This window comes from Kitasatospora sp. NPDC098663 (assembly GCF_044760075.1).
Lineage (GTDB): Bacteria > Actinomycetota > Actinomycetes > Streptomycetales > Streptomycetaceae > Kitasatospora.
This window is the reverse complement of record NZ_JBIWAP010000008.1, coordinates 1-20,088: the sequence shown is the minus strand read 5'-3', so window position 1 is coordinate 20,088 and position 20,088 is coordinate 1. Positions and strand designations below refer to the sequence as shown.

Below are 20,088 nucleotides of genomic sequence, written 5' to 3'. Positions count from 1 at the left end.
CGTTCCGGCGGACGACTTCGCAGGTCGCGGCCCCCTACGCTCAAGGCATGTGCTCGCCGGCATACGGCCCGGCGGTGTCGCCGTCCCGGCCGGGACGGCCCTGCTGCGCACGCTGCAGGACGAGTACGCGACGACGAGATGACGGGCCGAGGCCGGGCCGGGGCCGGGGCGGGGCCGGGGCGAGGTGGTGAGCGGGCCCGGTGGGAGGACCGGGTGCGGCCGGCGGCGGAGCTAGGTGGAGGATGGGGTGAGGTCGTTTCAGGGCCAAGAGGTACGAATTGGCCCTGTTCGAGGGCGCGGCGGTCGGTCGATGCTGAGAATCCGACAGTCGTGGTTCCGGTTGTGGTGTTCGCTCAGCGGGAGGTGGCCGAGGTGGCAGTGGTGTGGCCCTTGGCGCGGGCGCGGTCGGTCGCGGGCGGCGACGGGCGGCTCGGCCGGGCGGTGCGGGTGTACCGGCGGTTCCGGCCGCTGCCGTGGCGGACCCGGGCATGGCTGGACGCGGCGTCGGCCGCTGTCGCCGGGGCGGCCTGGCTGGCGAGCGGGGAGTGGTGGCCCGCGCCCGTGGTGGCCGCGGCGGCGATCACGGCCGCGAGCGGGTACGGGCGGCTGCGGCCGGCGGCGGGCCTGCGGGCCGCCCGGGTGCACGAGCACGGGCTGGTGCTGGTCGGGTCGGACGGCGCGGAGCGGCCCCTGCCGTGGAGCGCGGTGGAGGCCACCGAGTACTCCCCCGGCGGGCGGCACGGGGTGGGCGAGCAGGGCCGGATCTGGCTGGTCGGCGCGGACGAGCCGCTGCCACTGGCACAGCTGCGGCAGCTGGACGACCTGTTCCGGGAGCTCGACGAGCGACTCCGCCCGACCCTCCGGGCCGCACTGCACGAGGCGCTGCGCACGGAGGGCGGTGTCCGGTTCGCCCGGGGGCGGCTGACGCTGACGGCCGGCGGGCTGGTGCACCGGCCGCCGCACCCGCTCGCCGCGACGGAGGCGTTCCGGTGGGCGGAGGTGCGGTCCGCGCGGGCCTCGGAGCTCGGGGAGCTGGAGATCCGGACCCACTCGGCCGGCCTGCCGCTCACCCTCCCGGTGCCGAACGCCGGTGCGGCGGCGGCCTTCGTCGAGGAGGTCCGGGCCCTGAGCCTCTGACCGGAGGGCGACCCGGGGGCTGGACTCCCGAACCCACTGCTCCTCGGTGGGTCCGGCTCCTCAAGCGACCCCGGCCTGCTCCGGTCCGGCCCGGCCGGCATCCATCCGGCCGACCCCTAAGGGTCCCCGCCCGCACGTCCCGGAAGGGATCTGTACACCGCTGAGGGGACGTCAACTTCCGCTCCCCCGGCCTACCGTCCCTCACATGAACCGACTTCGCACCACCGCCGCCGCGGCGGCCCTGCTGCTCACCCTGCCGCTGTCCGTCGCCGCCGCCGCGCCGGCCCTGGCCGCTCCCGCCGCCCCGGCGAACGCCTCCGCTCCCGACCCCGCCGCCGTCCACGTCGACCTGCCGCGCCCGACCGGCCCGTACGCGGTCGGGCAGGAGATCCTGCGCCTGGTGGACCAGGACCGCCCGGATCCGTGGGTCCCTTCCGCCGGTCCGCGCCAGCTGATGGTGTCGATGTACTACCCCGCGAAGGCCGGGACGGGCAGCGCGGCCCCGTACATGACCCCTGCGGCCGCCCGGATGCTGCTGGACGGGAAGCTCCCGGGCAACACCATCCCGACCGGGACGGTCACCGGCACCCGGACCTGGGCGAAGTCCGACGCGCGCCCACAGGGCGGCCACTTCCCGCTGGTGGTGCTGTCGCCGGGCTTCACCATGCCGCGGGCCTCGCTGAGCGGCCTCGCCGAGGACCTGACCAGTCGCGGGTACGTCGTCGCGCTGGTCGACCACACCTACGAGAACACCGGGACGACGTTCCCCGACGGGCAGACCCTCCCGTGCCTGCTGTGCGACAAGCTGACGACCCCGGAGTCCTGGGCGGCCGTGGACAACAGCCGGGCGAAGGACGTCTCCTTCGTCCTCGACCAGCTGACCGCCCGCCCCCACCCGGCGTGGCGCTACGCCCGCATGATCGACCGCGACCGGATCGGGATGGCCGGGCACTCGGCCGGCGGCGCCTCGACCGTCCCGTCCCTGCTCACCGACGACCGGATCCGGGCCGGGGTGGACCTGGACGGCACCATGGACGTCACCGTCCCCGCCTCCGGGATCGGCGGCAAGCCCTTCCTGATGATCGGCCACCCGCTGCCCGACGGCGCCGAGGACAGCAGCTGGACGGAGAGCTGGCCGCACCTCGACGGCTGGAAGCGCTGGTTGACCTTCGCCGGCTCCAACCACGGCACCTTCACCGACTTCCCGCTGTTCTTCGAGAAGCTCAACCTGCCCCAGCCTCCCGGCACCACGATGTCGGGCGGGCGGGGCGCGGAGCTCACCCGCTCGTACGTGGCGGCCTTCTTCGACCTCCAGCTCAAGGGCGTGCGGCAGCCGCTCCTCGACGGGCCGACCGCCGCCGATCCGGAGGTGACGTTCCGGCCGTGACCGGGGCGGGGTGGGCGGGGCCGGCGGCAGCCTGCCGGCGGCCCCGCCGCGGTGCCGCCGGTAGCGGCGGTACCGCCGGGAGCTCGACGGCTTCTCCCCGGAGCGCCCGCTGCCGCTCCGGTGAGCCGCTACGGTGAGCGGCCCGCCGGGGCCGCGTGCGAAGATGGCAGGGCTGGTGGGGACGATCTCCGGACGGTTCTCTGGCCATGGTGAACGACAACGAACACCACCTGGGCGAGCCGCAACAGGACGCCCTGCTGATGGTGCCGATCGCGACGGCGCTGATCGAGGCCGACGGCCGGATCCTGCACTGGAGCGGCGACGCGGAGGCACTGCTCGGCTACTCCCCGGGGCAGGCGATCGGGGCCAAGGCCGCCAAGCTGCTGACCTCCGAGGAGCAGCGGCCCGAGGTGCTGGAGCTGTTCCAGCAGGTCCTGCACGGCCGGGCCTGGTCCGGTGTGTTCCCGGTCCGGCACCGGGACGGGCACCTGGTGAACCTGGAGTTCCACACCCATCCGATCACCGGGCCGGACGGCCGCACACTGGTGCTGGCCGTCGCCTCCGACGTGACCACGCTGCGCCGGATCCAGGCGGACCTGGCGGTGCTCGACGGGTTCTTCACCCAGTCCCCGGTCGGCATGGGCGTCTTCGACCCCGAGCTGCGCTTCATCCGGCTGAACGAGGCGCTGGCCCGGGCCAACGGCCTGTCCGTCGAGGAGCAGCTCGGCCACCGGCTCACCGAGGTGCTGCCCGGGATCAACGGCGCCGAGGCGGAGGCGGTGATGCGGCGGGTGCTGGAGAGCGGCGAACCGGTGGTGGACACCCGGTCGCACGGCCGCACCCCGGGCGACCCGCAGCACGACCACGCGTGGTCCGCCTCGTACTTCCGGCTGGAGCAACCCGGCGGCCGGGTGCTCGGCGTGAGTTCCACCGTCATCGACGTCACCGAGCGGTTCCGCGCCGAGGCCCGGGCGGCGCGGGCCCAGGAGCGGCTGGCCCTGCTGGTCGACGCGACCGCCTCGATCGGCACCACGCTCGACCTCCGGCAGACCGCCCGGGAGCTGGCCGACGCGATGGTGCCCAGCGTCGCCGACATCAGCGGGGTGTTCGCGCTGGAGGTGCTGGTGGCCGGGCGGAACGTCGAACCGCCCGACCCGGACGCGCCGCAACTGGTCCGCCGGCTGGCCCTGGCCACCACCGACCCGCTGTACCCGGCCGAGTCGCTGCCGGTGGATTCGCTGTACGAACTGACGCCGGACTCCCCGTACGCCCGGGCGCTGGCCACCGGGCGGACGGTGGTGGTGCCGTCCTGGGAGCTGCCGCTGCTGAGCGCGGCCATCACCGAGAGCCACCGCCGGGCCTACCTCGGCGACCGGCCGCGCTCGGTGCGGATCACCCCGCTGGTGGCGCGCGGCACCACGCTCGGCATGGTGGTGTACTCGCGGCGCGGCGACCGGGAGTCGTTCGCCGAGGCCGACATCACCCTCGGCGACGAGCTGGCCTCGCGGGCCGCCGTCGCGATCGACAACGCCCGGCTCTACCTGCGCCAGCACCAGACCGTCCTGGCCCGGCAGCAGGCGCTGCGCGAGGCGAAGGCCGCCCAGGAGCGGCTGGCGCTGGTCAACGTGGCCTCCACCCGGATCGGCACCACCCTCGATCTCGCCCAGACCGCGCAGGAGTTGGCCGAGGTGGCGACGCCCAGGCTGGCCGACTCCGTGGTGGTGGAGGTGTTGGAGGACCTGGTCCGCGGCGAACGCGAGGCCCGCGCCCCGGCGGACGGTTCGGCGCTGCTGCGGCGGATGGCCTTCCACTCGGTGCCCGGCTCGACGTTGCGGCCGGTCGCCCGGCTCGGCGGGGTGCACCGCTTCGTCCCCGGCACGCCGTACGCGTGGAGCCTGGCGCACCGCAGGCCGGTCCTGGTGCCGCGGATGGACGCGGAGGGGATGGCCTGGTTCGCCGACGACCCGGTGCGCGCCGCGGCGGTGCGGGAGCAGAACGTCCACTCCTTCATGGTCGTCCCGCTGATCGCGCGCGGCACCGCGGTCGGCGTCGCGGGCTTCTACCGCACCCTGGTGGAGCGCCCCTACGAGGAGGAGGACCTGGCGCTGGCCGGCGAGTTGGCGGTGCGGGCCGCCGTGTCCATCGACAACGCGCTGCTGTTCACCCGCGAGCGCGACGCGGCCGCCGCCCGGCAGCGGGCGCTGGACGAGACGCGGGCCGCGCAGCAGCGGCTGTCGCTGCTCAACGAGGCCAGCACCCGGATCGGCACCACTCTCGATCTGCACCGCACCGCAAAGGAGTTGGTGGAGGTGGTGATCCCGCGCTTCGCCGACTTCGTCACCGTGGACCTGCGCGACGCGGTGCTCGGCGGCGAGGAGCCCGGCCCCGTCCCGGACAACGAGACGATCCTGATGCGGGCGGTGGCGGTCGGCGAGGCGACCCGGGACGGCTCCATGACGGCGGCCTCCGACCAGGTCGGCGAGACCTCGCAGTCCGCCCAGCTGTACGCCCAGAGCCTGCGCACCCGGCGCTCGATCCTGGTCTCCGAGGTGACCGAGGAGGAGATGCGCCGGATCGCCGCCTCGCCCGACCGGGTCCAGCCGGGGCTGGCCGCCGGGGTGCACTCGTACCTGATGGTGCCGCTGGTGGCGCGCGGACTCGTGCTGGGCGGCACGGAGTTCGTCCGTACCCGCAACCCGGAGCCGTTCGGCCCGGAGGACCGCTCGCTGGCCGAGGAACTCGCCGCGCGCACCGCCCTCGCGATCGACAACGCCCGGCTCTACCGGCGCGAGCGGGACACCGCGCTCACCCTCCAGCGCAGCCTGCTGCCGCAGGAGATCCACCGCACGCTCGGCCTGGACCTCGCCTACCGCTACCTGCCCAGCAGCGTGGTCAGCGAGGTCGGCGGCGACTGGTTCGACGTCGTGCCGCTCTCCTCGGGGCGGGTCGCGCTGATCGTCGGCGACGTGATGGGACACGGCATCCGGGCCGCCGCCACCATGGGCCAACTGCGCACTGTCGCCCGAACGTTGATCACCCTGGATCTGGATCCGGAACGCGTCCTGCACCGGCTGGACGAGGCCTCCAGCGCGCTCGGCGAGGGCCAGTTCGCCACCTGCGTCTGCGTGGTGTACGACCCGGTGGACCGCCACTGCACCGCCGCCTGCGCCGGCCACCTGCCGCCCGTCGTCGCCGATCCGCAGGGGCGGGCGCACCTGGTCGAACTGCCGCCCGGCGCACCGCTCGGCGTCGGCGGGGTGCCCTTCGAGAGCGTGGAGTTCACCCTCCCCGAGGAGGCCATCCTGGCGCTCTACACCGACGGGCTGGTCGAGCGCCGGGGCCACGACATCGACGAGGGGCTGCAGTTGCTCTGCCGGACGATCGCCGACCGGCGCCGCTCACTGGAGCAGACCTGCGACGCCGTCCTGGCCGAGCTCACCGGCCCCACCAGCGAGGACGACATCGCCGTCATCATGGCGCAGGTCCGGCCGGTCGGCGCGGACCGGATCGCCAGCCTGCCGCTCACCGGTGACCGCGCGATGGTCGCCCACTCGCGCCGCTTCACCCGCGAGACGCTGGCCGCCTGGGGCCTCGAAGCGCTCGCCGACTGGGCCGAACTGCTCACCAGCGAGCTGATCACCAACGCCCTGGTGCACGCCGGATCCCCCACCCAGCTGAGGCTGTTCTGCAACCGGGCGCTCACCGTCGAGGTCGCCGACCAGGAGAGCGAGACGCCCCGGATCCGGCGCGCCCGTGCCGACGACGAGGGCGGGCGCGGCATCCACCTGGTCAACGAGCTCGCGCACCGCTGGGGCAGCCGCCGCACCGGGGACGGCAAGGTGGTCTGGTTCGAGCTGGAACTGCCCCCGGGCAGCCCGTCCGAGTGATCCGGCCCGCGACCGGGCGGGGTGGCACGGCCCGCGACCGGGTGGCGCGGCCCGCGGGCTCAGTCCGGCAGGAGCAGGTTCACGTCGCCGAACTCGTGCCAGAGGTAGCGGTGCCGGACGGCAGCCCGGTAGCACTCGGCGAGCAGCGGCCGCCCGGCGACGGCGGCCAGCATCAGCAGGTGCGAGGCCCGGGGCTCGTGCCAGCCGGTGAGCAGGCCGTCGACCGCGCGCACCCCGCGCTCCGGAGTGATCACCAACTCCGTCCAGCCGCCCGCCTCCTGGACGGTTCCGTCCGACGCGGCGGCCGACTCCAGGGCGCGCACCACCGTGGTGCCGACGGCGATCACCCGCCCGCCGCCGGCCCGCACATGGCCGACCAGGCGGGCAGTGGCCGCCGGGACGTGGAACCGCTCGGCGTACGGCGCCTCGTGGGCCTCCGGCGAGGCCACCCCGGTGTGCAGCGTGACCGGCGCGACCAGCACCCCGTGACCCGCCAGCCGGGCCACCACCTCCGCGCTGAACGGCCTTGCGGCGCTGGGCATCTCGCTGCTGCCGGGGACGGCCACGAAGACCGTCTGGTAGGCCTCGATCGGCCAGTCGCGGTCCACGTAGCCGTACCGGATCGCCTTGCCGTGCACCTCCAGGTACGGCAACAGCCTTGCCGGCAACGCGAGTCGGGCATACCAGAGCCGGGCGGTGAACGGTGCGACCAGCTCGGCCGCGCCGCCGGCGGGCAGCGTCACCCGCAGACCGGGGCGGGCCGGGGAGTCGGCCGGCGGATAGCAGGCGGCCGCCGACCCCGGCACCACCCGACGCAACTCCACCAGGTGGGAGCCGCGTTGGTCGGGCTGGGCGGAGGACAGGTGCAGCGCGACGGCCGTACCGTCGGGCAGCCGGCCAGGCAGCGCGGCCGGCAGGGTGGCCGAGTTGTTGACCACCAGCAGGTCACCCGCGCGCAGCACCCCGGGCAGCTCGGTGAAGCGGTGGTGCTCGACGCTCCCCCGATCGCGTCGGCCGACCAGCATCCGCACGCCGTCCCGCGCCCCGCCGCGCGCCTCCGCCGGTGCCCGGGCGGAGAGTTCGGGCGGTACGGCGACGTCGAGGCCGAGGTCCACGAGTCCGGTCATCGCCCACCCCCGGCTGCGGCCCTCAGGTCCTCGGCGCGGTAGCGGCCGGAGGCGGCCCGGTCGTGCAGCAGTCCGAGCAGGACCGGCACCACCTCCTCGGGCAGCGGCTCGCCGGAGATGTCCTCACCGGGGCTGGCCTCCTGCAACATCCCGGTGCGCATACTGCCCGGGTCCACCGCCCACACCCGCAACTCCGGTTCCTCGCGGGCGAGTACGGCGGTGGCGTGGTCGAGCGCCGCCTTGCTGGCGCCGTAGCCGCCCCAGCCGAGGTAGGGCACGACGGCGGCGTCCGAACTGACGTTGAGCACGGCCCCGGCGCGGGCGCGCAGCTGAGGCAGGAGGAGCTGGGTGAGGGCGATCGGGGCGAGCGTGTTGACCTCGAAGGTCTCCAGCAGGTCCGGGAGCGGGTGGTCGGCCAGCCGGGGCAGCGGCTCGGCGCCGGGCGCGGTGGCGCCGTTGAGCGTACCGGCGTTGTTGACCAGCAGGCTCGCGCCGCCGAGCCCGTCGGCGGCCGCGGTCAGGTGGGCACGGTGGTCGTCGTCGACGATGGAACCGGAGAGGGCGACGACCTTGGTGACGGCGGCCAGGGCCGCCTCGGCGGCGGCGAGTCCGGCCGCGCCGCGGGCGCTGATCACCAGCTGCCAGCCGTCGGCGGCGAGGGCCCGGGCGAGCGCCAGGCCGAGCCCCCGGGAGGCGCCGGTGACCACGGCGACGGGGGCGGGGGCCTGGGCGGGGGCGGTGTGCTGTGCTGCGTTCATGCCCTCACCCTCGCCCCGCGAGCGGCGGCGGCGGATCGGCCGCCGGGACCGGGACCCGGTCGTCCGTTGGGCCTAGAGCGAATGGGTCGCCGGACCGGGGCCGGCGGCCCAGGCTTGCGGGTCCGTCCAGGCGGCGAGGGTGCGCCGGGTGTCGAAGCGGTGTTCCCGACCGGTCAGCGGGTCAGTGAACTCGACCACCGAGGCGAGAAGTTGGAGCGGGCGACGGAAGTCGTCCGGGGCCGGTTCGGGCAGCACCACCGGATACACCGGGTCACCGAGGATCGGCACGCCGAGGCCGCACATGTGCAGCCGCAGCTGGTGGGTGCGCCCGCTCAGCGGCCGCAGCCGGTAGCGGGCCAGGCCGTCGCGGCGTTCCAGCAGGTCGATCCGGCTCTCGCTGTTCGGCGGCGCGTCCAGCTCTCGGGCCGCGATCACCCCGCGCTCCTTGAGGATGTGGCTGCGCACGGTGCGCGGCAGCTCCAGCGCCGGGTCGTACGGGGCGATCGCCTGGTACTCCTTGCGCACCAGCCGGTCGCTGAACAGGGTCTGGTAGGCGCCGCGCTCCTCGGGCCGCACCACGAACATGGCCAGGCCGGCGGTGAGCCGGTCGAGCCGGTGGGCGGGGCTGAGGGCGGGCAGGTCGAGACCGTGCCGCAGCCGGGACAGCGCCGTCTCGACGACGTGCCGGCCGCGCGGGGTGGTGGCCAGGAAGTGCGGCTTGTCGACGACGACCAGGTGCTCGTCGCGATACAGCACCTCCAGTTCGAACGGGACGCGGACCTCCTCGGGGAGATCCCGGTAGAACCACAGGTGCGCGCCGGGCCGGAACGGCTCGTCCGGGGCGACCGGGCCGTGCTCGCCGACGATCTCGCAGCCGCTCAGCGCCGCGTCGATCCGCGCGGCGGCCACGGCCGGCAGCCGCTCGACCAGGTAGGCGCGGACGGTCGGCCAGGGGCCCTCGGGCGGCAGCCGCAGGTGCACCGGGTCCACACCGTGGCGCTGCGGGAGGGGGGAGGCCGGGCGGCGGCTCTTGCGTCTCATCTCCCGGCCAGCGTAGTCCGCCCGCCCGGGGCGGCCTCGGCCGAGGCCGCCGAGCCGCCCCGGCCCCGAGGTGCCGCTCACGGGGAGTGCGGAGCACAGTGGACGGTAGGTCGCCAACCCGCCGGGAGCAGCCGGGAGGACGTGTGAGCGCAGACGGCCCGGACGGTGTACCGCCGCTGCATCTGCCGCGGCGCACCCGGATGCTGCTGGTCGGCGCCTTCGGGCTGCTGGTCGCCGCCGTGGTGGCCGACCTGGTGACGGGGCCGGGGACGACCCTCTCCCCCGTGCTGGCCGTCGCGCCGGTCCTGGCCGGGGCGACCACCCGCACCGCCCGGGTGCCGCTGGCCGCCGGGGGCATCGCCGTCGTGGCGGTCGCGCTGCTGGAGACCACCAACACCGAACTGCCGGCCGAGGTGCACATCACCGCGCTGATCACGGTGCTCGCGGCGACCCTGGCCAGCGCCGCCAACGTCGTCCTGGTCGCGGCCCGGGAGCGGGAGCTGTTCCACGTCCGGACGGTCGCCGAGGCGGCGCAGCGGGCCCTGCTGCGCCCGCCGCCCGAGCGGATCGGGCGGCTGCGCATCGCGGTGCGCTACGTCGCGGCGGCGGCCGAGGCACGCATCGGCGGGGACCTGTACGCGGTGGTCGACACCCGCTACGGCACCCGGATCCTGCTCGGGGACGTGCAGGGGCACGGGCTGCCGGCGGTGGAGACGGCGGCGGACGTGCTGGGGGTGTTCCGCGAGGCGGCCCGGACGGAGCCCGATCTCGGGCGGCTGGCCGAGCGGCTGGACGCGGCGCTCGCCGCCCGGCCGGAGGAGGGGCGCTTCGCCACCGCGCTGCTGCTGACCGTGCCCGCGGAGCGGGGGCCGGTCGGCGTGGTCAACTGCGGGCACCCGCCCCCGCTGCTGCGCCGCGCGGGCCGGGTGCGCGCGCTGACGCCGGCGTACGCCGTGCCGCCGCTCGGGCTGCTGGGGCTGACCGGTGACGGGTACCCGACGGGCCGCTTCGAGCCGCTGCCGGGGGACCTGCTGCTCCTGTACACCGACGGCATCACCGAGGCCCGCAACGCCTCGGGGCGGTTCTACCCGGTGGAGGAGCGGCTGCCGGGGCTGCCCGCGGGGAGCCCGGCGGACCTGCTGGAGGACCTGCTCGCGGACGTCGACGGCTGGGTCGGCGACGCCGGGCTGACGGACGACGCGGCGCTGCTGGCGCTCCGCTGGGAGCACTGACGGGCGGACGGGCGGACGGAGGGCGGATGGACGGGCGGACGGGCGGGCGGGCCGACGGGAGCGGTGACGGCCCGGCTGATTGTCAGTGCCGTGTGCAAGGCTTCACGCACGGTCGGTGAGGGGCCGGCCGGGTAGCGATCGTCGGAGGGAGAGTGCCATGGGGGACAAGGCCAGCGGGTCGTTCGAGCTGACCGGATTCGAACCGGTGGAGACGGAGGAGCGCGAGGGTGCGGCCTTCGGGCGGGTCCGGATCTCCAAGAACTTCACGGGTGGGCTGAGCGGCACCAGCGAGGTGCGGATGCTCTCCGTCGCGGGCCCCTCGGGCGGTCCGGCGTCGTACGTCGCGGTGGAGCACGTGACGGGCGAACTGGACGGGCGGAAGGGTTCGTTCGTGCTCCAGCACGCGGCGTGGGACACCGGCGGAACGACCATACGCGTGGTGCCGGGCACCGGGTCGGGCGAGCTGGCCGGGCTCACCGGCGAGTTCCACCTGACCGTCGACGAGGCCGGTACCCACACCTACGTCCTGGAGTACGAGCTGGGCTGATCATCTGGTCTCCCCTGCGCGCCGCGTGCCGCACGCACCGAGCTGCCGTCCGCGCTGCCACGATGATGCGATCAGTGCACGATCGACATCGGAGGGTGGCGCATGCCCGGTACGACGATGGCGGCGGACGGCACGCCGGTCGCGGTGCAGGCCGCGAACACGGTCACGGCGCCTGTCGCGACGCCAGTCACGACTCAGGTCACGGCGCCAGTCACGGCGCCGGTCACGGTCGAGGAGGTGGTCGGTCGGCTGCGGGAGATCGGGGCGGGCCTGCCCCCGGCGGACGGGGTGGCGGTCTTCAACCGGCTCTACCTCACCGTCACGGAGGCCGTCCGCGACCGGCTCGGCGGCGCGTACTTCGCCGATCCGGCGGCGATGGCCGAGCTGGATACGGTGTTCGCCGGGCGCTACCTGCTGGCCGTGGCCGCCGACGCGGCCGGGCAGGAGCCGCCCGCCTGCTGGCGGCCGCTGTTCGCGCTGCGCGCCCACCCGGGGGTGCACCCGTTGCAGTTTGCGCTGGCCGGGATGAACGCCCACATCCAGCACGACCTGCCGCTCGCCGTCGTGGACACCTGCCTGCGGCGGGGCTGCGAGCCCGCCGGGCTCGCGGCGGACTACCACCGGATCAACGGCCTGCTGGCGGAGGTGGAGACGGCCGTCCGGGAGCAGTTGATGCCCGGCCCGGACCTGCTGGAGCGCGCCGAGCCGCTCACCCACCTGCTCGGCGTCTGGTCGGTGGAGGCCGCCCGCGAGGGGGCGTGGTCCGCCGTCCAGGCGCTCTGGGAGCTGCGCGCGGTGCCGACCGCCGCGCGGGCCTTCGCCGCCGCCCTGGACTGCTCGGCCGGCCTGCTCGGCCACGCCCTGCTGCTCCCGCTCGGCCCGCACCCCGTGCCGGACGCATCCGGCGGCTCACCACGCACGGCGGACGCACCGGGCGCGGCGGCGGGCACGGCGGACGCGCAGGGCAAGGCACCGCACGCGCCGGGCACGGCGCCGGACGCACCCCGCAGGGCACCGGACGCGCCCCGTACGGCGGCCGGCCGGCTCCCCGAGGCGAGGAACCGGCCGGCCGGTGAAGGAGCGGGCGCTCGGGCCCGGCCCGATCAGGCCCAGCTGGAGTGCAGCGGCTTGCCCTCGGCGTAGCCGGCCGCGCTCTGGATGCCGACGATCGCCTTCTCCTGGAACTCCTCCAGGGTGTTGGCGCCCGCGTAGGTGCAGGAGCTGCGCACACCGGCCACGATCGAGTCGATCAGGTCCTCGACGCCCGGGCGGGCCGGGTCGACGAACATCCGGGAGTGCGAGATGCCCTCCTCGAACAGCGCCTTGCGGGCCCGGTCGTACGAGGAGTCCTGGGAGGTGCGGTTGCTGACCGCACGGGCCGAGGCCATGCCGAAGCTCTCCTTGTACTGGCGGCCGTCGGCGGCGGTCTGCAGGTCGCCCGGGGACTCGTAGGTGCCGGCGAACCAGGAGCCGATCATCACGTTGGAGGCGCCGGCGGCCAGCGCCATCGCGACGTCGCGCGGGTGGCGGACGCCGCCGTCGGCCCACACGTGCTTGCCGAGCCGGCGCGCCTCGGCGGCGCACTCCAGCACGGCGGAGAACTGCGGGCGGCCGACGCCGGTCATCATCCGGGTGGTGCACATGGCGCCGGGGCCGACGCCGACCTTGAGGATGTCGGCGCCCGCCTCGACCAGGTCGCGGACACCGGCGGCGGAGACCACGTTGCCGGCCACGATCGGGATCCGCGGGTCGAGGCCGCGCACCGCACGCAGCGCGCTGATCATCGACTCCTGGTGGCCGTGCGCGGTGTCCACGACCAGCACGTCGGCGCCGGCGTCGATCAGGGCCTCGGCCTTGCCGGCCACGTCGCCGTTGATGCCGACGGTGGCGGCGATCCGCAGCTTGCCCGCGGCGTCCACGGCCGGGGTGTACAGGGTGGCGCGCAGCGCGCCCTTGCGGGTGAGGATGCCGACGAGCCGGCCCTCGGCGTCGACGACCGGGGCGAGCTTGCGGTGCGCCTCGGTGAGCTTGTCGAAGGCGGTGCGCGGGTCGATGCCCTCGTCCAGGAGCAGCAGGTCGCGGGACATCACGTCGGCGAGGCTGGTGAAGCGGTCCACGCCCTGGCAGTCGGAGTCGGTGACGACGCCGACCGGCTTGCCGTCCTCGACGACCACGAGGGCGCCGTGCGCGCGCTTGGGCAGCAGCGACAGCGCCTCGGCGACGGTGGCGCCCGGGGCGAGGGTGATCGGGGTGTCGTGCACCAGGTGGCGCTGCTTGACCCAGGAGACGACCTCGGCGATGACCTCGGTGGGGATGTCCTGCGGGATGGCGACCAGGCCGCCGCGGCGGGCGACGGTCTCGGCCATCCGGCGGCCCGCGATGGCGGTCATGTTGGCGACGACCAGCGGGATGGTGGTGCCGGTGCCGTCGTTCGAGGAGAGGTCGACCGCCTGCCGGGAGCCCACGGCGGAACGGCTGGGGACCATGAAGACGTCGTCGTACGTAAGGTCGTACGAGGGCTTGAGGTCGTTCAGGAAGCGCATGAAGGGGGCTCTCTGGCTGGGAGAAATTACACCTCGGGTGCGGTTGCGGCACTGCCGCCGGGCGCACTCGGGCGCCCGGCACCCAGCATTCGATTCTCCGGGACGGTGGGATCAAAAGCCAGTTCGAGGCCTATTGCTGGCACTGTGTACAAACCATGATCAATGCTCCGCGCGTAGACTTGGATGATCATCCAAGGCCGACGGTTTTCGCCCCGGCCAGGGCCGCTCCCGTAGCATTCACGCGGTAACGGCGAGGCGAGCGGGAAGCGGCGACAGGCAATGACGGCGGGCGTGGACATCAAGCAGGACCAGAGCGGCACGGACAGCGGCGAGGAGATCGACTACGGTCCCGGCCTCGACCCCGAGCGGCTGCGGCTCTGCCTGGACGTGCTCGCCGAGCTCGACCAGCTGCACGTCGACCACCCGGACGCGATCACCGTCCGCCAGGCCGTCGGCGGCATATTCCGGACGCTCAAGCAGCGCCGCCGCCAGGAGACCCGGGCCCGCAAGACCGCCAACGACCGCGAGGTCACCGCGCGCACCGCCACCGGCGCCCCCACCCGGATCGACGACGAGACCGCCGGCGCCTTCGGCCTGACCACCGTCACCAGCACCGAGATCGCCGGCATCCTGGAGCGGCCCCGCTCCTGCTACACGTGCAAGCAGCGGTACGTCGAGGTCGACGCGTTCTACCACAACCTCTGCCAGGACTGCGCCGTCAAGAACCGGTCCCACCGGGACGCCCGCGCCGACCTCACCGGCAAGCGCGCGCTGCTCACCGGCGGCCGGGCCAAGATCGGCATGTACATCGCGCTGATGCTGCTGCGCGACGGCGCCCACACCACCATCACCACGCGGTTCCCCAACGACGCCATCCGCCGCTTCACCGCGATGCCGGACAGCGCCGAGTGGATCCACCGCCTCAAGGTCGTCGGCATCGACCTGCGCGACCCGGCCCAGGTCATGGCGCTCGCCGACGAGGTCGCCGCCGACGGTCCGCTGGACATCCTGATCAACAACGCCGCGCAGACCGTGCGCCGCCCGCCGGAGTCCTACCGCGAGCTGATCGCCGCCGAGTCCGCGCCGCTGCCGGCCGGCGAACTGCCGCAGGCCACCACCATCGGCCGCTTCGGCAGCGGCAGCGTCGACCTTCCCGCCCTCCCCCACCAGACGAGCGGCGACGCGCAGCGGATGGCCGCCGAGGACGTCACCTCGCTCGCGCTCGTCACCGGCTCCGCCACGCCCGCCCGGATCGAGGCCGGCACCGCGATCGACGCCGGCGGGCTGGTGCCCGACCTCGCGCCCACCAACAGCTGGGTGCAGACCGTCCAGGAGGTCGGCCCGGTCGAGCTGCTGGAGGTCCAACTCTGCAACTCCACCGCGCCGTTCATCCTGATCAGCCAGCTGCGCCCGGCGATGGCCGCCTCCGCCTCCCGCCGCAAGTACGTGGTCAACGTCTCCGCGATGGAGGGCGTGTTCCAGCGCGGCTACAAGGGCGCCGGCCACCCGCACACCAACATGGCCAAGGCCGCGCTCAACATGCTCACCCGCACCAGCGCGCACGAGATGTTCGAGACGGACGGCATCCTGATGACCGCCGTCGACACCGGCTGGATCACCGACGAGCGGCCGCACCCGGACAAGATGCGGCTGGCCGACGAGGGCTTCCACGCCCCGCTCGACCTGGTCGACGGCGCGGCCCGGGTGTACGACCCGATCGTCCGCGGCGAGCTCGGCGAGGACCTGTACGGCTGCTTCCTGAAGGACTACGAGCGCTCCAACTGGTAATCCCCGATCCTGGCGAGGATCCCCGCGAAGGAGATGGCGAATTGACCACCGCACCGCTGCTCGGCGCAGGAGTCATCGTGCCCACCGGGGACGGCCGGGTGCTGATCGGCCGGCGCACCACCGCCGGCGAGCCGCCCACCTGGAGCCTGCCCGGCGGAAAGGTCGATCCCGGCGAGTCCTTCGAGCGGACCGCGGCCCGCGAACTCGCCGAGGAGACCGGCATCGTGCTGCCCGCCGAGCAGATGCGGGTGCTCGCCCTCCTGCTCGACCACGAGCTCGGCCGGCCCCGGCTGACCGCCGCCGTGCTGGCGCCGCCGAGCCTGGCCGAGGCGGTCGTCACCGAGCCGCACGCCTGCGGCGGCTGGGAGCGCGTCGCGCTGGACGCGCTGCCGGAGCCGATGTTCTACCCGTCCTCGCTGGTCCTCGGCGCCTGGCTGCCGGAACGGCCGTCGGTGGTCCGGGCCGGAACGACCGGGTACCCCGTCACCCGCTGAGGGCGACGGGGTACCCGGTCGCCGCTCGGACGCCGAGGCACCACTCCCCGTTCGGCCCACGCTGAGAGCCCACCGCTCGGGCGGCCCGCTCCGAGTGGCGACGGGCCGTCAGCCGTTGCGGGCGGCCTCGGGGTTGGTGATCCGCTTCAGCAGCGGCGGCGTCGGGGCGATGATCCCGACCACGGGTGGCCGTTCGCGATGCCGCGGCTCACCCGGCGCGTTCGGCGAGTTCGCGCATCCGGCGCCCGGGCGCAGACGCCGTCACCCGGGTGCGGGCGGGCAGGAGGCAGCCCCACGCTCACCCCCTGCACCGCACCACGGCCCGGCACCCCCACGGTCAACCGGGCCAAGCCGTCCCCTGGCACGAAGGATGCGGCCGGACCCCAGCCTGCCCGCCCGCCCCGGCCGCTGCCGAGGGCCGAACGTCCCGGGTGTGCGAAGGGGCGCCGGGTGGCCGCGTGCCCGGGCGCGACCCGGAACGCGACCGGCGTGCGGCGGCGCCGTCCACAGGTCCCGGTGGTACGAGCCCGCACGACTCTTGTGCGCGGGCGGCCACCGGGTGGAAATTGGGTGACGAAGCACCACGACCTCACCACCGCGCCGCCCCAAGCCCCCTGAGGAGCCGTCGACGTGTCCAGCACACCCCGCCCCGCCCGGCCCTCGTCGCGCCCGCCGCGAACCGGCCGCCGGCTACGGCGGGCCTTCGGTGCCCGGCACGAACCGCTGGTCCGGCCCGTCGACCGGGCCCGCGCCCGCGCCTGGCTGCTGAGCACCCTCGGAGCCGTGCTCGCCCTCGCCTTCGCCACCGGCAGCGCCCTGCTCGCCTACCACGCCACCGCACCCCAGGCCGACAGCGACCGCGTGCGCCTCCACAAGGTCGACGCCGTGGTGCTCACCCTCCCCGACCACGGCACCGGCGCGGGCACCGGCGGACGCTTCGGCAGCGGCTACAACACCCGCGTCGACGCCGAGGCCGCCTGGACCTACCCCGACGGGCAGCCGCACACCGGCACCGTCCAGGCCCCCCGCACGGCCGTCACCGGCACCGTCGTCCCCGTGTGGGTCGACCCCGCCGGCGCCCTCTCCTCGCCCCCGACCAACCGCGCCACCGTCGCCGTCTCCGCCGTCTGCACCGGTGCCGGCGCGCTCCTCGCCCTCCTGGCCCTGCTCACCCTCGCCCTGCGCCTTCGCCTGCACGTCCTCGACCGCCGCGCCGACGAAGCCTGGACCCAGGGCTGGGCCCGCCTCGAACCCCTCTGGAGCGGCCGCGCCGGCCACCGCCAGGACGACTGACAGGACCTGGAGCGAACCGGTGGGCGGAGGGGCGCGGCGCAGGGTCAGAGCGGGTGGATCCAGGCCGGGGCCGGGTGGGCTCCGGCGGCCCGGTGGGTGAGGGCCGCGACGGCGACGAGGAGGGTCAGGGCGAGGGCCAGGGCGACGGGGACGTCGGCCTGGCGGATGAGGAAGGCCCCGACGAGGGCGCCGACGAACATCCAGACGGCGGAGGCCAGCCGGCGGGGGCCGGTGCGGTCGGCAGCGAGGGCCGTGATGGTCATGGTGAGCACCGTGGTGGTCAGGTCGGGGACCTTGAGGGAGCGGACCACCGCGTTCTGGCCGCCCATGGCGAAGGCCAGCAGCCCGATCAGGCCGTAGCGGGCCGGGTCGGAGGTGTAGCCGGCCACGGTGGCCAGGGCGATGCTCGCGGCGACGAACACCGTCTGGGCGACCACCGCCGTGGTCAGCAGCCGCCCGCGGTGGTCGGGCAGCCGTCGGGCGAGGTGGCCCCCGACCAGGGCGCCGAGTACGAACGCGGCGAGGGCGCTCAGCGAGGCGGTGGCGGAGAGTCCGGCGGCACCGGCCAGGGCGAAGCCGAGGAAGACCACGTTGCCGGTCATGTTGGCGACGAAGACGTGGCCGAGCCGGAGGTAGCTGACGGCGTCCACCAGTCCGGTGACGACGGTGAGCACCAGCAGCATCGGCACCAGCGGCCCGTGCCTGGGGTCGGGGGTGAACATCGGGACCTCCTGGTCGGCCTCGTGACGGTGCCTCCGTTCTACCTCCCCCGGGCCGGTCTCTAGGCGAGCGCCGGGCGGCTCGGGTCGTCGGGTTCGTCGTCGAGGTGCCAGTGCAGGTCGCGGACGCCGGGTTCGAGGGAGAGCCGGCTGACGACCTGTTCGAGGGCCGGGGCGACCTGCCCGGTGATGGCCACGGTGGCGCGCAGACTGGTGGCGTCGCCGCTGTCGGTGCGGCGGGCGCGCAGGCCGGTGGGAGCGAGGCCGGAGGCGGACAGTGCCTGGAGCAGCAGGGCCCGGATGTGGGTCTCGGCCTTGCGCTCGCATTCCAGGTGGACGGTGGCGCGGACGGTGGAGTCGGGGTCGCTGCCGGACTGCGGGGCCCGGTCGAGCATCCGGCCGGCCGGGCGCAGGATCAGGTGGACGGCGAGGACGCCGAGCGTGCCGAGGGCGGCGAACTCGAGCTTCCCGGCGGCGGCGAGCACCCCGACGGCGGCCGAACACCACAGCGTGGCAGCGGTGTTGAGGCCGCGGACGCCGGCACCGTCGCGCAGGATGACGCCACCGCCGAGGAAGCCGATGCCGGAGACGACGTAGGAGGCGACCCGGGTGGGGCTGGCGGCGTCACCGACGGCCTCGCTGTACAGCACGAACAGGGTGGCGCCGGCGGCGACCAGGGCGTTGGTACGCAGGCCGGCCATCCTGGCCCGCCACTGGCGTTCGACGCCGATGAGCGCGCCGCAGGCGACCCCGGTGGCGAGCCGGACGAGGAAGTCGACGGTGGTCAGGGTGTGCACGACGGCACCTCCTTCACTGGGAGAGCGGGGAGAGCGGGGAGAGCGGGGAGAGCGGGGAGAGCGGAAAGGGCTGCGAGACCTGGGAGACGGACGGACGGGTGGCGGGCCGCTGCCCACCACCCGTCCGTCCGGGCTGCGGTCTGCGACTCAGTGGTTGAGCGCGGTCTGGACGATCTTGATGATGACCATCACCATCGCGACCAGGAGGTAGGCGCGCAGGGCGCCCATGCCGACCTTGCGGGCGGTGGACATGACCGGCTTGCCGAGGGTGTCCAGCGGGGGCATCCGCCACTCCTCGCGGCCGGTGCGGTCGATCGGGTCTTCCTTGGTCCCCCGGCGGCCGAAGGTGAAGAAGTACCCGGCGACCAGGACGCCGACCACGCCGCAGCCGGCCATGATCCACAGGATGGCCTGCGAGCTGATGTCGGGCCAGACCACGGCGGCGGTCAGGATCAGTGACAGCATCACCAGGACGCCGACCACGGCGGAGGTGAAGGCGTTGGTCTTGGGCCCGTTGACCCAGGGCCCCAGCACGGCCTTGTCGTTGCAGAGCAGCAGCAGGAACACCGTCGCCGAGGGCAGCAGCACACCGGCCAGCACCTGGACGAACTGCGTCATCAGGCCCTGGGTGTAGCCGGTGGACAGCAGCGTGATCACGGCGGCGACGGTGACCAGGCCGGCGTAGATCGCGTAGAAGCCCTTGGCGCCTTTGACGCCCCGGTGCAGCGAGTGCTTGATGCCGAACACGTCGCCGATGGCGTAGGCGGTGGAGAGGGAGACGGCGAAGGCGCCGATGATGGAGGCGTCCAGCAGGGCGATGGCGAACAGCACGCCCGCCAGGTGGCCGGCCTTGTCCTCGATCCCCTTGGCGACGGCGGCCGCGTCGGAGAACTGGCCGAAGCCGTCGGTGCCGGCGAAGGCCGCGGCGGTGAAGCCCATCATCGCGGCGGCGCCGATGATGACGATGGCGATCCCGATCCACAGGTCGACCTTCTCGTACTTCATGAAACGCGGCGTGATCCGCTTGTCGATGACGTACGACTGCTGGAAGAACAGCTGCCACGGGGCGACGGTGGTGCCCACGATGGAGACGATCACCAGCATCACGGCCGCCAGCTGGCCCGAGCCGCCCGGCATGCTGGGCACCACGAAGTCGTGCGCCATCTGCGAGGTCTTCGGGTGGACCATGAAGTAGATCGGCACCAGCAGCAGCGAGCCCACGCACAGCGTGACCGCGACGCGTTCGAAGCGCTGGAACGAGCCGGTGAACGCCGAGGCGATGATGATCACGGCGGCCAGCACCACCGAGGCGACCTTCGGCAGCCCGAGGTACCCGGC

Annotated in this window: 16 protein-coding genes; 9 read left to right on the top strand and 7 right to left on the bottom strand. The window is 74.5% G+C overall.

What is annotated here, in order from left to right:
• The first annotated feature begins 372 nt into the window (after positions 1-372).
• From ACIQVZ_RS10825 to ACIQVZ_RS10815, 3 genes are all read left to right on the top strand, one after another.
• Positions 373-1,137, top strand: a complete 765-nt coding sequence (locus ACIQVZ_RS10825) for a hypothetical protein (RefSeq protein WP_402448784.1) — start codon at positions 373-375, stop codon at positions 1,135-1,137.
• Positions 1,138-1,342: 205 nt separating this feature from the next.
• Positions 1,343-2,524: an alpha/beta hydrolase family protein gene (locus tag ACIQVZ_RS10820; RefSeq protein ID WP_402448782.1), complete on the top strand. Its 1,182-nt coding sequence runs from the start codon at positions 1,343-1,345 to the stop codon at positions 2,522-2,524.
• A 206-nt stretch (positions 2,525-2,730) separates the two neighbouring features.
• A complete protein-coding gene (locus ACIQVZ_RS10815) occupies positions 2,731-6,411 on the top strand; it encodes a SpoIIE family protein phosphatase (RefSeq protein WP_402448780.1) in 3,681 nt (1,226 codons plus the stop codon).
• Between the two features lie 59 nt (positions 6,412-6,470).
• On the opposite strand, the gene ACIQVZ_RS10810 is transcribed toward ACIQVZ_RS10815, so the two are convergent.
• The 3 genes from ACIQVZ_RS10810 to ACIQVZ_RS10800 all read right to left on the bottom strand — a co-directional run bounded on the left by ACIQVZ_RS10810 (position 6,471) and on the right by ACIQVZ_RS10800 (position 9,337).
• Entirely contained in the window at positions 6,471-7,538 is a 1,068-nt protein-coding gene (locus ACIQVZ_RS10810) for an S-adenosylmethionine:tRNA ribosyltransferase-isomerase (RefSeq protein ID WP_402448778.1), read from the bottom strand.
• Positions 7,535-8,296 carry an SDR family NAD(P)-dependent oxidoreductase gene (locus tag ACIQVZ_RS10805; protein ID WP_350883524.1) on the bottom strand — a complete coding sequence of 254 codons (762 nt, stop codon included), beginning with the start codon at positions 8,294-8,296 and terminating at the stop codon, positions 7,535-7,537. The genes ACIQVZ_RS10810 and ACIQVZ_RS10805 overlap by 4 nt, the downstream gene beginning before the upstream one ends.
• Positions 8,297-8,368: 72 nt before the next feature.
• Complete coding sequence (locus ACIQVZ_RS10800; protein ID WP_402448776.1) at positions 8,369-9,337, bottom strand: pseudouridine synthase; 969 nt, start codon at positions 9,335-9,337, stop codon at positions 8,369-8,371.
• A gap of 143 nt (positions 9,338-9,480) precedes the next feature.
• Between ACIQVZ_RS10800 and ACIQVZ_RS10795 the strand changes: the two genes are divergently transcribed.
• From ACIQVZ_RS10795 to ACIQVZ_RS10785, 3 genes are all read left to right on the top strand, one after another.
• Positions 9,481-10,569, top strand: a complete 1,089-nt coding sequence (locus ACIQVZ_RS10795; RefSeq protein ID WP_402448773.1) for a PP2C family protein-serine/threonine phosphatase — start codon at positions 9,481-9,483, stop codon at positions 10,567-10,569.
• 157 nt (positions 10,570-10,726) lie between these two features.
• Positions 10,727-11,116 carry a DUF3224 domain-containing protein gene (locus tag ACIQVZ_RS10790; RefSeq protein ID WP_350883518.1) on the top strand — a complete coding sequence of 130 codons (390 nt, stop codon included), beginning with the start codon at positions 10,727-10,729 and terminating at the stop codon, positions 11,114-11,116.
• Positions 11,117-11,218: 102 nt separating this feature from the next.
• Positions 11,219-12,259, top strand: coding sequence for a DUF5995 family protein (locus ACIQVZ_RS10785; protein WP_402448771.1), 1,041 nt, complete (start codon positions 11,219-11,221; stop codon positions 12,257-12,259).
• Here ACIQVZ_RS10785 and ACIQVZ_RS10780 read toward each other — a convergent pair.
• Positions 12,220-13,659: a GuaB1 family IMP dehydrogenase-related protein gene (locus tag ACIQVZ_RS10780; RefSeq protein ID WP_350883514.1), complete on the bottom strand. Its 1,440-nt coding sequence runs from the start codon at positions 13,657-13,659 to the stop codon at positions 12,220-12,222. The two genes, ACIQVZ_RS10785 and ACIQVZ_RS10780, sit on opposite strands and share 40 nt — an antisense overlap.
• A 279-nt stretch (positions 13,660-13,938) precedes the next feature.
• On the opposite strand from ACIQVZ_RS10780, the gene ACIQVZ_RS10775 reads away from it, so the two are divergent.
• From ACIQVZ_RS10775 to ACIQVZ_RS10765, 3 genes are all read left to right on the top strand, one after another.
• Positions 13,939-15,447 (top strand): SDR family NAD(P)-dependent oxidoreductase, encoded by a 1,509-nt coding sequence (locus ACIQVZ_RS10775; RefSeq protein ID WP_402448767.1) that lies wholly within the window; start codon positions 13,939-13,941, stop codon positions 15,445-15,447.
• A 41-nt stretch (positions 15,448-15,488) separates the two neighbouring features.
• Complete coding sequence (locus ACIQVZ_RS10770; RefSeq protein WP_350883509.1) at positions 15,489-15,941, top strand: NUDIX domain-containing protein; 453 nt, start codon at positions 15,489-15,491, stop codon at positions 15,939-15,941.
• Positions 15,942-16,571: 630 nt separating this feature from the next.
• Positions 16,572-17,234: a hypothetical protein gene (locus tag ACIQVZ_RS10765; protein WP_350883507.1), complete on the top strand. Its 663-nt coding sequence runs from the start codon at positions 16,572-16,574 to the stop codon at positions 17,232-17,234.
• Positions 17,235-17,278: 44 nt separating this feature from the next.
• Here ACIQVZ_RS10765 and ACIQVZ_RS10760 read toward each other — a convergent pair whose 3' ends face one another.
• The 3 genes from ACIQVZ_RS10760 to ACIQVZ_RS10750 all read right to left on the bottom strand — a co-directional run.
• Positions 17,279-17,956 (bottom strand): YoaK family protein, encoded by a 678-nt coding sequence (locus ACIQVZ_RS10760; RefSeq protein WP_350883505.1) that lies wholly within the window; start codon positions 17,954-17,956, stop codon positions 17,279-17,281.
• A gap of 59 nt (positions 17,957-18,015) precedes the next feature.
• Positions 18,016-18,750 (bottom strand): MgtC/SapB family protein, encoded by a 735-nt coding sequence (locus ACIQVZ_RS10755; RefSeq protein WP_350883503.1) that lies wholly within the window; start codon positions 18,748-18,750, stop codon positions 18,016-18,018.
• Positions 18,751-18,897: 147 nt separating this feature from the next.
• A partial coding sequence (locus tag ACIQVZ_RS10750; RefSeq protein ID WP_402448763.1) for an NRAMP family divalent metal transporter occupies positions 18,898-20,088 on the bottom strand: 1,191 nt, incomplete at its 5' end.